Origin of the sequence: Nonomuraea sp. B1E8 (genome assembly GCF_039871515.1) — a bacterium.
Taxonomy (GTDB): domain Bacteria; phylum Actinomycetota; class Actinomycetes; order Streptosporangiales; family Streptosporangiaceae; genus Nonomuraea.
Window position 1 is genome coordinate 359,527 of record NZ_JBDPLS010000003.1, and the last position, 13,960, is coordinate 373,486.

Genomic DNA, 13,960 nt, shown 5'->3' on the forward strand with positions numbered 1-13,960 from the left:
CGGAATCAGCCCGACCCGGTTGCGCGGCAGCCGGACCGGCGTGTTCGCCGGAGTCATGTACCACGACTACGCGCCCCAGCTGTCGGCCGTGCCAGGCGAGCTCGAAGGGCTCATCGGCACGGGCAGCTCGGGCAGCATCGCCTCCGGCCGGGTGTCCTACAGCCTGGGCCTGGAAGGCCCCGCCGTCACGGTCGACACGGCCTGCTCCTCCTCGCTGGTGGCCCTGCACCTGGCAGTCCAGGCGTTGCGGTCGGGCGAGTGTGACATGGCGCTGGCCGGCGGCGTGACCGTGATGGCCACACCCGGCACCTTCGTGGAGTTCTCGCGCCAGCGCGGCCTGTCCCCGGACGGCCGGTGCAGGGCGTTCTCCGCCGACGCCGACGGCACCGGCTGGGGCGAGGGCGTCGGCATGCTCCTGGTGGAGCGGCTGTCCGACGCGGAGCGCAACGGGCACCAGGTGCTCGCCGTGGTGCGGGGCAGCGCGGTCAACCAGGACGGCGCGAGCAACGGCCTGACCGCTCCGAACGGGCCCTCGCAGCAGCGGGTGATCCGGCAGGCCCTGGCCAACGCCGGTCTTTCGGCGGCCGACGTGGACGCGGTGGAGGCGCACGGCACCGGCACGAAGCTCGGTGACCCGATCGAGGCACAGGCGCTCATCGCCACGTACGGGCAGGACCGGCAGGAGCCGCTCTGGCTCGGATCGGTGAAGTCGAACATCGGCCACACGCAGGCCGCCGCCGGTGTGGGTGGTGTGATCAAGATGGTCATGGCGCTGCGTAACGGCATGCTTCCCCAGACGCTTCATGTGGATGAGCCGTCGCCGCACGTGGACTGGTCGGCCGGCGCGGTCGAGCTGCTGACCGAGGCCCGCCCGTGGGACCAGGCAGACCGCCCGCGCCGCGCCGCCGTCTCGTCCTTCGGTATCAGCGGCACCAACGCTCACGTGATCATCGAGCAGGGCCCGGTCGCGGAGCCGGAACCCGAACCGGTGGAACAGATGCCGATGGTGCCGTGGCTGGTGTCGGCGAAGGATGTGCGGGCGTTGCGGGCGCAGGCCGGCCGGCTCGCGTCGTGGATCACGGCGCGACCGGAGCTGGACCCGGCGGATGTGGCCTGGTCGCTGGCGACGGGCCGGGCGGTGCTGGAGCAGCGTGCGGTGGTGGTGGGTGCTGATCGGGACGAACTGGTGGCCGGCCTGCGGGCGCTGGCCGACGAGGACGCGTCCGGAGTGATTTCCGGAGGTGGTTCCGGTGGGAAGCTGGCTCTGTTGTTCGCCGGCCAGGGCAGTCAGCGCATCGGCATGGGGTCGGTGCTGGTTGAGCACTTCCCGGTGTTCGCGGAGGCGCTGGACGAGATCTGCCGGATGTTCGATCCGCTGTTGCCGCATCCCGTACGTGAGGTGATGTTCAGCGATCCCGAGGGGGTGCTGAACGAGACGGGGATGACGCAGCCTGCGCTGTTCGCCTTCGAGGTGGCCCTGTACCGGCTGATCGAGTCGTTGGGTGTGCGGGCGGATGTGCTGGTGGGGCATTCGATCGGGGAGATCGCTGCCGCGCATGTGGCGGGGGTGTTCTCGCTGGAGGACGCGTGCACGCTGGTGGCGGCTCGGGCTCGGTTGATGCAGGCGCTCCCTTCCGGTGGGGCGATGCTGGCCGTCGCGGCTCCGGAGGCGGAGGTGCTGCCGTTGCTGGCCGGTCGTGAGGACCGGGTGGGGATCGCGGCGGTGAACGGTCCGGCTGCGGTGGTGGTGTCCGGTGATGAGGCGGCGATCGCGGAGATCGAGGGCCAGGCTGAGGTGCGGACGCGCAGGTTGCGGGTGTCGCACGCGTTCCATTCGCCGTTGATGGAGCCGATGCTGGCCGACTTCGCGGAGGCGATCAGCGGGATCGGCTTCCACGAGCCGACGGTCCCGGTCGTCTCGAACGTGACGGGCCGTCTGGCCGAGCCTGGCCAGCTGACCGACCCGTCGTACTGGGTGGAGCACGTGCGCGGTGCGGTGCGGTTCGCGGATGGGGTGACGGCTTCCGGGGCGACCTGCTTCCTGGAGGTCGGCCCGGATGGGGTGCTGACGGGGCTGGCGCAGCAGAGCGTTGAGGACGCGGTGTTCGTTCCGGCTGTCCGTAAGGACCGGGACGAGGTCCGCGCGCTGGTCGAAGCGCTGGGCCGGCTGCATGTTCACGGCATTGGCGTGGACTGGGAGGCGGTCCTCGGCTCGGGCCGGTTCGTGGACTTGCCGACCTATGCCTTCCAGCACGAGCGGTTCTGGGTGCCGGTCAGCCCGGACTCCGGTGATGTGGACGCCGCCGGACTGGGCGCCATCGACCATCCCATGCTTCGCGCCGCCATCTCCGCACCGGACTCCGACACCCACACCTTCACGGGACGGTTGTCGCTCGCCGCGCAGCCGTGGCTGGCCGACCATCAGGTCAACGGCCGGGTGGTGGTCCCGGGCGCGGCGCTGGTGGAGCTGGCGCTCCGTGCCGGCCAGGAACTGGACTCCCCCCACCTGCTCGAACTGACCCTCCAGGCGCCCCTTATGGTGCCGGCCGACGGCGGAGTACACGTGCAGTTGGTGGCCGGGCCATGCGATGAGTCGGGTGGCCGCCAGGTGAGCATCCACTCCCGCAACGCCAACGCGGGCGAGTGGGTCCGGCACGGGCAGGGCATCCTGGCCGGCCAGACGGAGCAGCCGCTGCTCGGGCCGGCGCAGTGGCCGCCGGCCGGTGCCCGGCCGGTCGACATCGAGCAGCTGTACGACGATCTGGCCGTGTCAGGCCTCGAGTACGGACCGCTGTTCCAGGGTGTGGCGGCTGCCTGGCAACACGAGGACGCGGTGTTCGCCGAGATCGCCCTGCCCGAGCAGGGGCACGCCGATGCTGGACGGTTCGGGTTGCACCCGGCGCTGCTGGACGCGTCGCTGCATGTCGCTGCATTGGGTGATCTGGTGCCGCGGGCGGAGTCGGGGCGGCCGTATCTGCCGTTCGCCTGGAGCGGCGTGTCGTTGCACGCGGCGGGCGCGACCGGCCTTCGGGTCAAGGTCAGCCGCGGAGCCACGGACGCGAGCATCACGTTGAGCATCGCGGACGAGGCCGGCGCCCCAGTGGCCGAGATCGACGCGCTCACCCTGAGGCCCGTGTCGACGGCCGAGCTCAGCGCGTCGGAAAGCCAGGGCCTGCTGCACCAGCTCGAGTGGACCACGGCCCCGGCCGCCGAACAGGACGCGCCCCGGTGGCTCGTGCTGGGAACCGACGACCTGGGCACCGGGGCAGAGATCCACCCGCATCTGGCCTCCATCGACGCGGCGGACGTCCCGGACGCCGTCCTCACCCGCTGCGCAGGCGCGGAGTTGCACGCCGCGACCCACGCGGCGCTGGCGCTGGTACAGGAATGGCTCGCCGACGAGCGCCTGGCGTCGTCGCGGCTGGTCGTCGTCACCCGTGGCGCGGTGGCCGTGAACGCGGACGAGGACGTGGACCTGGACCTGGCGCCCGTGTGGGGCCTGGTACGGGCCGCGCAGTCCGAGCAGCCCGGCCGGTTCGTACTGCTGGACGCCGACACCGAGCGGCTGGACGCCGAGACGGTCGGCCGGGCGCTGGCGACCGGCGAGTCGCAGGTCGCGGTGCGGGACGGTCAGCTGCTGGTGCCGCGTGTGAGCCGGGTCGCGGATCTGGCCGGTCGCGAGCCGGTGTTCGGGCCTGAGGGCACGGTGCTGGTCACCGGTGGCACGGGCGGGCTTGGCGCGCTGGTGGCGCGTCACCTGGTGGCCGAGCACGAGGTCAGGAACGTGCTGCTGGTCAGCCGGCGCGGGCTCGACGCGCCCGGTGCCGCGGAGCTGGTGGCGGAGTTGTCGGAGCTGGGCGCCGAGGTGGACGTGGCCGCTTGCGACGTGGCCGACCGTGACGCGCTCGCCCGGGTGCTGGAGGGCGTGGACGAGCTGGCGGGCGTGGTGCACACAGCCGGCGTCCTGGACGACGGCGTCATCGCGTCCCTCACCCCCGAACGCATGGACGCGGTGTTGAGGCCCAAGGCCGACGCCGCCCGCCACCTGCACGAACTCACGCAGCATCTTGACCTGAGAGCGTTCGTGCTGTTCTCCTCGCTGGCCGGGGTGCTGGGCAGCGCGGGCCAGGCCAACTACGCCGCCGCCAACACGTACCTGGACGCCCTGGCGCACCACCGCAGAGTGCACGGCCTGCCGGCCACCTCGCTGGCCTGGGGCCTGTGGGCGACCGGCGGCATGGCGGGCGAGCTCGACGACTCCGACCTGCGCCGCATGGAGCGCGCGGGTGTGAAGCCGCTGTCCATCGACGACGGGCTGGCCCTCTTCGACACCGCCGTGTCCTCGGGCAAGGCCGCGCTGATCCCCGCGCGGTTCCTCCAGACCCGGACCGGCAGCCGCCCTGCGGTACGCCGCGCGGGTTCGTCCGGCGGGCTCGCGCAGCGCCTGGCCGCGCTGAACCCAGCGGAACGCCTTACGGCGCTCTCGGACCTCGTACGCGGCACCGCGGCCACGGTTCTCGGCTTCGCGGACGGGTCGGCGATCGACCGGCAGCGCCAGTTCCAGGAGCTGGGCTTCGACTCCCTGACGGCCGTCGAGTTCCGCAACCAGCTCACGGCGGCCACCGGGCTGCCGCTCCCGGCCACGCTCATCTTCGACTACCCGACCGCTGAGACGGTGGCGGAGTTCCTGGCGGACGAACTGTTCGGCGAGCAGGCGGCGCAGGCCGTCGTGACCGCCACGAAGACGGTTGACGAGCCGATCGCGATCGTGGGGATGGCCTGTCGCTATCCGGGTGGCGTGCTGTCGCCGGAGGACCTGTGGGCGCTGGTCGCACAGGCCCAGGACGCCATCGGAGACTTCCCCGCCGACCGCGGCTGGGACGTCGAAGGAGTGTACGGGCCGGAGCCCGGCACGCCGGGGAAGACCTACACCCGCCAGGGCGGGTTCCTGTATGACGCGGCCGAGTTTGATCCGGGGTTTTTCGGGATTTCGCCGCGTGAGGCGTTGGCGATGGATCCGCAGCAGCGGTTGTTGCTGGAGGCGTCGTGGGAGGCGGTTGAGCGGGCGGGGATTGATCCGGTGGGGTTGCGGGGGAGTCGGACGGGTGTGTTTGCGGGGGTGATGTATCACGATTATGGGTTGGGGACGCCGGCGAATACCAGTGGTGGGAGTTTGGTGTCGGGCCGGGTGTCGTACACGTTGGGGCTTGAGGGTCCGGCGGTGACGGTGGATACGGCGTGTTCGTCGTCGTTGGTGGCGTTGCATTGGGCGGCGCAGGCGTTGCGGTCGGGTGAGTGTGATCTGGCGTTGGCCGGTGGTGTGACGGTGATGTCGACGCCGGGGATGTTCGTGGAGTTTTCGCGGCAGCGGGGGTTGGCTGCGGATGGGCGGTGTAAGGCGTTCTCGGCTGGTGCTGATGGCACGGGTTGGGGTGAGGGCGTTGGTGTGTTGCTGGTGGAGCGGTTGTCGGATGCTCGCCGTAATGGTCATCGGGTGCTGGCGCTTATTCGGGGGAGTGCGGTCAATCAGGATGGTGCGAGTAACGGGATCACGGCTCCGAACGGTCCGTCGCAGCAGCGGGTGATCCGTCAGGCGTTGGCGAACGCGGGTCTGTCGGTCGCCGACGTGGATGCGGTGGAGGCGCACGGCACCGGTACGAAGCTCGGTGACCCGATCGAGGCGCAGGCCATTCTCGCCACGTACGGGCAGGACCGGGAGCAGCCGCTCTGGCTGGGGTCGCTGAAGTCGAACATCGGCCACACGCAGGCCGCCGCCGGTGTGGGCGGTGTGATCAAGATGGTCATGGCGCTGCGTAACGGCATGCTTCCCCAGACGCTTCATGTGGATGAGCCGTCGCCGCATGTGGACTGGTCGGCGGGTGCGGTGAAGTTGCTGACCGAGGCGCAGCCGTGGCGGGAGAACGGGCATGCTCGCCGGGCCGCTGTGTCGTCGTTCGGGATCAGTGGCACGAACGCTCACGTGATCATCGAACAGGGTCCGGTCGCGGAGCCGGAGCCCGAGCCGGTGGAACAGGCGCCGGTGGTGCCGCTGCTGGTGTCGGCGAGGAGCCAGGAGGCGCTTGAGGCGCAGGCCGACCGGCTCGTGTCGTGGATCAGGGCGCGGCCGGAGCTGGACCCGGCGGATGTGGCGTGGTCGTTGGCCACGGGCCGGGCGGTGCTGGAGCAGCGTGCGGTGGTGGTGGGTGCTGATCGGGACGAGTTGGTGGCCGGGTTGCGGGCGCTGGCCGGCGATCCCTCCGCTGCGATCGCCGGGAGCGGTTCCGGCGGGAAGCTGGCTCTGTTGTTCGCGGGTCAGGGTAGCCAGCGCATCGGCATGGGGGCTTCCCTCGTCGAGGCGTTCCCGGTGTTCGCGGAGGCGCTGGACGAGATCTGCGCTCAGTTCGAGCCGTTGTTGCCGCATCCGTTGCGTGAGGTGATGTTCGCCGACCCGGACGGTGTGTTGAACGAGACGGGGATGACGCAGCCTGCGTTGTTCGCTTTCGAGGTGGCGTTGTACCGGCTGATCGAGTCGTTGGGTGTGCGGGCGGATGTGCTGGTGGGGCATTCGATCGGGGAGATCGCCGCGGCTCATGTGGCGGGGGTGTTCTCGCTGGAGGACGCGTGCACGCTGGTGGCTGCTCGTGCGCGGTTGATGCAGGCGCTGCCTTCGGGCGGCGCGATGCTGGCCGTCGCGGCTCCGGAGGCGGAGGTGCTGCCGTTGCTGGCCGGTCGGGAGGACCGGGTGGGGATCGCGGCGGTGAACGGTCCGGCTGCGGTGGTGGTGTCCGGTGATGAGGCGGCGATCGCGGAGATCGAGGGTCAGGCGCAGGTGCGGACGCGCAGGTTGCGGGTGTCGCACGCGTTCCATTCGCCGTTGATGGAGCCGATGCTGGCCGACTTCGCGGAGGCGATCAGCGGGGTCGCCTTCCACGAGCCGACGATTCCGGTCGTCTCGAACGTGACGGGTCGTCTGGCCGAGCCTGGGCAGCTGACCGACCCGTCGTACTGGGTGGAGCACGTGCGCGGTGCGGTGCGGTTCGCGGATGGGGTGATGGCTGCTGGGGCGACGCACTTCTTGGAGGTGGGTCCGGATGGGGTGCTGACGGGGCTGGCGCAGCAGAGCGTTGAGGACGCGGTGTTCGTTCCGGCTGTCCGTAAGGACCGGGACGAGGTCCGGGCGCTGGTCGAGGCGTTGGGGCGGTTGCATGTCGAGGGTGTCGCCGTGGACTGGACGGCGGCGCTGGCCCCGGGCCGGCTGGTGGATCTGCCGACGTATGCGTTCCAGCATGAGCGGTTCTGGGTGCCGGCGGTTCTGGAGTCGCAGGATGTGGGCGCGGCCGGGCTGGGCGCTATCGACCATCCGTTGTGGAGCGCGGTGACGGAGGTCGCCGGTGGGGAGTCGGTGGTCTTCTCGGGCCGGTTGTCGCTTGACGGGCAGGCGTGGCTTGCTGATCACCAGGTGGATGGCCGGGTGGTGGTGCCGGGGGCGGCGCTGGTGGAGCTGGCGTTGCGGGCCGGTCAGGAGCTGGGGTGTGCGCGGCTGGTCGAGTTGACCATGCAGGCGCCGTTGGTGGTGCCGGATGGGCCGGGGGTGGATGTCCAGCTGGTGGCCGGTCCGTGTGGCGACGGTGGTGGCCGTCAGGTGGGCCTGTACTCGCGTGAGGGCCAGGCCGAGTGGACGCTGCACGCTCAAGGGTTGCTGGCTGAGGAGGGTGTGCAGCCGGTTGCGGTTGCGGGGCAGTGGCCGCCGGCCGGTGCCCGGCCGGTCGATGTCGAGCAGCTGTATGACGACATGGCGGCGATGGGCCTGGAGTACGGGCCGCTGTTCCAGGGTGTGGTGGCTGCCTGGCAGCACCAGGACGCGGTGTTCGCCGAGATCGCCCTGCCGGAGCAGGGGCACGCCGATGCGGGGCGGTTCGGGTTGCACCCGGCGTTGCTGGACGCGTCGTTGCATGCCGCGGCGTTGGGTGATCTGGTGCCGCGGGCGGAGTCGGGGCGGCCGTATCTGCCGTTCGCCTGGAGCGGCGTGTCGTTGCACGCGGCGGGCGCGACCGGGCTGCGGGTCAAGGTCACCCGCGGCTCCTCCGAGACCAGCATCGCGTTGAGCATCGCCGACGAGACCGGCACCCCGGTGGCCGACATCGACGCGCTGACCCTGCGCGCCCTGTCCACCGACCTCACGGCGGGCGACCTGACGTCCCTGCACCAGCTCGAGTGGACCGCGGCCCAGGCCGCCGCCGAGCAGGTCGCGCCCCGGTGGGTCGTGCTGGGGACCGATGACCTGGGTACGGGGGCGGAGGTCCACCCGGATCTGGCCTCCATCGACCCCGCGGACGTCCCGGACGCGGTCGTGACCCGCTGCGCGGGTGCGGACCTGCACGCCACGACCCGCGCGGCGCTGGCCCTGGTGCAGGAGTGGCTGGCCGACGGGCGCCTGGCGTCGTCGCAGCTGGTGATCGTCACCCGCCAGGCCGTCGCGGCGGCCGGGGACGACGTTCCCGACCCGGCGCAGGCGGCGGTGTGGGGCCTGGTGCGGGCCGCGCAGTCGGAGCAGCCCGGCCGGGTCGTGCTCCTGGACGCCGACGAGCGGCCGGACGCCGACAGCGAGCGCCTGGACGCCGAGACGGTGGGCCGGGCGCTGGCAAGCGGCGAATCGCAGATCGCCGTCCGGGACGGCAGGCTTCTGACGCCGAAGCTGAGCCGGGCGACGGACCTGGAGCAGCACGAGCCGGTGTTCGGACCTGACGGCACCGTGCTGGTGACCGGCGGGACCGGTGGGCTGGGCGCGCTGGTGGCCCGCCACCTGGTGACCGAGCACGACGTACGGCACCTGCTGCTGGTCAGCCGGCGCGGCCCGGACGCGCCCGGCGCGGCCGAACTGGCCACCGAGCTGTCGGAGCTGGGCGCCGAGGTGAACGTGGCGGCCTGCGACGTGGCCGACCGTGACGCGCTCGCGCGGCTGCTGGAGGGCGTGGACGAGCTGGTGGGCGTGGTGCACACGGCCGGCGTCCTGGACGACGGCGTCATCGCCGCCCAGACCGCCGACCGCTTGGACGCCGTACTGCGACCCAAGGCCGATGCCGCCCGCCACCTGCACGAGCTCACGCAGCATCTTGACCTGAGAGCGTTCGTGTTGTTCTCCTCGTTGGCCGGGGTGCTGGGCAGCGCGGGCCAGGCCAACTACGCCGCGGCCAACGCCTACCTGGACGCCCTGGCGCACCACCGGGCGGCGCGGGGCCTGCCGGCCACCTCGCTGGCCTGGGGTCTCTGGACGACCAGCGGCATGGCGGGCGAGCTCAACGCAGCGGACCTGCGCCGCATGGAGCGCGCGGGCGTGCGGCCGCTGCCCACGGAGGAGGGGTTGGCGCTCTTCGACCTTGGCGTGCGCTCCGGCCGCCCCGTGCTGGTCCCGGCGAAGTTCACCAAGGCCAGGAACCGCACCAGACCCCGCCGTACGCGGCCGGGCCAGGGGCTGGCGGAACGGCTCGCCACGATGGAACCGGCCAGGATCGAGGCCACCCTGTCCGAGGTCGTCAGGGGCAAGGTGGCCGCGGTGCTCGGGTTCGCCGACGAGTCGGCGATCGAGCCGCAGCGCCAGTTCCAGGAGCTCGGCTTCGACTCGCTGACCGCGGTGGAGCTGCGCAACCAGCTCAACACGGCCACCGGCCTGCACCTCCCGGCCACGCTCATCTTCGACTATCCGACTCCCCACGACCTGACGCGGTTCGTCCTGGAGCAGCTCTTCCCGGCCGTCGCGGCGGGCACGGCCGAGCCCGCCGACCCGCGCAGCGACGCCGAGGTGCGGCAGCTCCTGACGACCATCCCGATCGAACGACTGCGTGCGGCCGGGCTGCTGGACAGCCTCTTCCGCCTGGCCGGCCCGGAGGACGAGGAGACGAACGGCAGGACCGAGGAGATCGACAGCATGGACGCCGACCTCCTGATTCAGCTCGCCCTTGAAGGCGGGAGTTCCTAGTCAAAGGAAATGATCATGACTCTGGTTACCACTTGGACGACGCTCAAAGAATCGGGCTCGGAAAACCTCGTCCTCTGCGTCGACTTCACGGAGACCGGCCGGGCGGAGGCCGGCTTCCCGGACCTGCTGGCGAAGATGGACTACGACGGGACGTTCTGGCATGTTTCCCCGCCCGCCGTGACACCTGGCTCGGGTGTCGACGGCGCCGCCTACGTGCGTTCGTGGATGGAACCTCTCAAGGCGAGCGGCCGGAAGGTGCACGCGGTGATGGGTTACTGCATCGGCGCCGTCTACGCGGCCGAGCTCGTTGACCTGCTGGAGAAGGAGCAGGGTGAGGCGCCCCGGCTGATCGTCTTCGACCCGGAGCCCACCAGCCTGGAGAACATCTACTTCCAGTTCGGCAAGGTCTTCGGCATCCTCTCCTCGATCCTCAACGAGGAGGACGTCGCCGAGACCCGCGAGGCCATGGACCGTCCGCTCCAGCAGGAGGGCGTCACGGTCGAGGGCTACGCCGCCGAGCTGTACGCCAAGTTCCGCGACGTCGGGCACCGCGCGTTCGAAAGAGCCGGGCTCGACCCGGAGTACTCGGAAGAGATGTGGGGCACGTTCAGCGCCTTCCTGTCCTTCCTCACCTACGCCGACCACCTTGATCCCTGGAAGGGGTGGCGGCGCGCCACCGCGGTGAGCTCGAACAACCCGGGCAACGGCCTGAACCGGCTGCGCGAGTCCGGCCGCGGCGCCGTCGTGGCCGAGGAGCTCAGGTTCGACAAGGGCCACGACGTGTTGCTCACCGACGACGAGATCGCCAGGGCCGTTACCAAGCTGCTGGAGAGATAATCATGGAGCAGATGCTGGGCCAGCGCGCCACCCGCAAGGAGCAGGCGCTGTGGTTGCTGGAAGAGCTCGTCCCCGGTGCCGGGGTGAACAACCTGGCCGTGGCGTTCAGCGTGACGGGCCGGGCGCGGCGCGACCTCATGCTGGAAGCGGTCAACCGCGTGGTGCACCGCCACGAGATCCTGCGCACGGTGTTCAGGATCGAACCCGAGGGCATGGCGCGTGAGGTCCTGCCCCCGGAGCGGGCCGTGCTGCGGTTCGAGGAGGCCGGCTGGGACGACACGCGCGAGTGGCTGAGGGAGTTCGTCGCGCGGCCGTTCGAGCCGGGTGGCGAGTTGCTGGTGCGCGCCGCGGTCCTGGAGGAGGACGCGGGCGAGGTCTACTGCCTGGCCGTCCACCACTCGATCTTCGACGGGCTGTCGACGGCGCTGCTGACGAACGAGCTCGTCACCCTCTACGACGCGCTGGTGGCGGGAGAGTCACCGGCGCGCGACGTCGTACCGGCCTGGGAGGAGCCGGAGCCCGACCCCCGCAGCGGCGCGTTCTGGCGCGACAAGCTGGACGGGTTCCACGCCGGCGACCTCGACCTGTGGTGCGAGCAGGCCGAGACCTCCCAGACGACCCTCGTGGGCGACGTGATCAACTGGGAGCTGTCGCCCGCCGCGCGCGACGCGGCCCGGCGGATGCAGCGCGAGCTGCGGGCGCCCGAGTCGGTCATCCTCCTGGCCGCGTACGGCGTGCTGCTGGCCGCCCACGGCGCCGGCCCCGACCTCACGATCGGCTCGCCCGTCAGCGTGCGCACGCCCGAGGCCGCCACCCGGATCGGCTACCACATCAACGTGCTCACCCTGCGCACGCGGGTCCACTGGGCGAGCACCTTCCGCACGCACGCGCGCAACACCCGCCGCACGTTCATGGAGGCCATGTCGCACGCCGACTACCCGGTGGACGACCTGCTGGAGATCGTGCCCCGCGACGGCTGGCGCAACAACCTGTTCCGGCACACGTTCAACTACGTGCCCGCCGACCTGACGGCCGGGTTCACGCTGGGCGGCCTGCCGGCCGAGCAGGTGGTGATCGAGAACGGCTTCAGCAAGTTCGACCTGGAGTTCTTCGTCACCTCCACCCCGGACAGCATCAAGATCAGGACCGCGTTCTGCGTGGACGTGCTCGACCGGTCCGACGTGGAGCTGCTGCTGGCCCGCTACGACGAGCTGCTCGTCACGCTCGCCGAGCAGCCCGACCTGCCGCTCGCGGACATCCCCGTCTGGTGCTACCAGGACCGCGCGGCCATCGAGATGGCCAACGCCACCGAGCACACCGTGACGCCCGCGACCGTGCTGGAGAAGATCGCCCGCAAGGTGTCCGCCGCGCCGCCTGAGGACGTCGTGGCCGTGGTGGACGGCGACCGGCACGTCGGCCTGCGCCGGTTGTGGGCCGCCGCCGAGGCCACCCGCGACGCGCTCCAGGCAGCGGGGGTGGGCAGGGGCGACGTCGTCGCGCTGCTCGCGCGGCGCTCGCCCGAGCTGGCCGCGGCGGCGCTCGGCGTGTGGCTGGCCGGGGCGGCCTACCTGCCGCTCGAACCCGACCACCCGCGGCAGCGCCTCGACTACCAGCTCGACGACGCCGGCGCGGCCGTGGTCCTCGCGGGCGACGGCATCACCGTCTCCGGCGAGCGCACGGTCCTCCCGCTCGTGTCCGTCGACGCGGTCACGCCGGTGTCCGGGCAGGTGTCGTCGTTCAGCCCCGTCCGGCCTGAGGACTGCGCGTACCTCATCTACACCAGCGGCTCGACCGGGCTCCCCAAGGGCACCCTGATCGACCACTACAGCCTGGCCAACCTGATCGCGCACTTCGCGCACCAGCTGTCGGCGGGGCCGCGCGACACCGTGCTCTGGCTGACCACGTTCAGCTTCGACATCTCCGCGCTGGAGTTGTTCCTGCCCCTGACGGCGGACGCGCGGCTGGCCATCGCGCCGGACGACGCCCGCACCCAGGGCGAGCCGCTCGCCGAAGCCCTGCGGCGCCACGACGTCACCATCGCCCAGGCCACGCCGACCACCTGGCGGCTGGTCGTGGACCAGGCGTCCGGCGAGCTGGCGGGCTGCCGCGTGTTGTGCGGCGGCGAGCCGATGCCCGCCGTCCTGGCCGAGCGGCTGGCCGCCACCGGCTGCGAGCTCTACAACGTGTACGGCCCCACCGAGACCACGATCTGGTCCACCGCCGGACGCATCGACCCCGCCGCGGACCGCATCGACGTGGGCGTGCCCATCGCCAACACGAAGGTGTACGTGGCCGCCCCAGACGGCCGCCCGCTGCCCATCGGCACCCGCGGCGAGCTGTGCATCGCCGGCGACGGCGTGGCCATCGGCTACCACAACCGGCCGGAGCTGACCGCCGAACGGTTCGGCGAGCACCCCGTCTACGGCCGGTACTACCGCACGGGCGACCTGGCCCAGTGGACCTCCGACGGCAAGCTGGAGATCCTCGGCCGGCTCGACCGCCAGATCAAGCTGCGCGGCAACCGGATCGAGCTCGCCGAGGTCGAAGGCGTGCTGCTGGCCCACCCCGACGTGCGGGCCGCCGCCGTCGTGGTGGTCGGCGACCCCAGCGCGGACGCCGTCCTGTGGGCGTTCGTGGTGGCGCCCGACCGGCCTGAGGTCACCTCGGAGCTGTGGGAGCACGCCAGCGCGTCGCTCCCGTACGCGGCGACCCCCCAGGAGTACGTCGCCGTGGACGCCTTCCCGATGACCGGCAACGACAAGGTCGACTACCCGGCCCTGCGCAACCTGGCCATGGAGCTGCGCAGCACCGCCGAGACCACCGCGGACGAGGCCGACCTCCCGGCCGGCACCGGGGACGCGCTGGTCGACTCCCTGGTGGCGCTCTGGAAGGCCATGCTGAACCGTACCGATCTCGGCCCCGACAGCCACTTCTTCGCGCTCGGCGGGCACTCGCTGCTGGCGGTCAAGCTGCTGCAGGAGATCAAGAAGGCGACCCGGATCCGGCTCAAGCTGAAGGACATCTTCGAGGAGCCGACCCCGGCCGGTCTCGCCCGCAGGCTGCAGGCCGCCGACACGAATTCCTGACAAGGCGCGGCCGGGCAACCCCGCCCGGCCGCCGACACGACGTATGCGGCACTAGTGGATA

General features: G+C 71.5%; 3 protein-coding genes (1 of these 3 cut by a window edge). All 3 read left to right on the forward strand.

Going from position 1 to position 13,960, the window contains the following annotated elements; all coding sequences use genetic code 11:
- Tightly spaced (at most 15 nt apart), the 3 genes in view from ABGA98_RS13650 to ABGA98_RS13660 form a layout consistent with a single transcriptional unit that may run on beyond the window.
- Positions 1-9,976, forward strand: partial view of an SDR family NAD(P)-dependent oxidoreductase gene (locus tag ABGA98_RS13650; protein ID WP_347618609.1) — the final stretch only. It extends 17,666 nt beyond the left edge of the window; the window shows 9,976 of its 27,642 coding nt (coding positions 17,667-27,642); its start codon lies off the left edge, out of view; its stop codon occupies positions 9,974-9,976.
- A gap of 15 nt (positions 9,977-9,991) precedes the next feature.
- Entirely contained in the window at positions 9,992-10,813 is an 822-nt protein-coding gene (locus ABGA98_RS13655; RefSeq protein WP_347618610.1) for a hypothetical protein, read from the forward strand.
- A gap of 2 nt (positions 10,814-10,815) precedes the next feature.
- Positions 10,816-13,899 carry an amino acid adenylation domain-containing protein gene (locus ABGA98_RS13660; RefSeq protein ID WP_347618611.1) on the forward strand — a complete coding sequence of 1,028 codons (3,084 nt, stop codon included), beginning with the start codon at positions 10,816-10,818 and terminating at the stop codon, positions 13,897-13,899.
- Positions 13,900-13,960 lie beyond the last annotated feature (61 nt).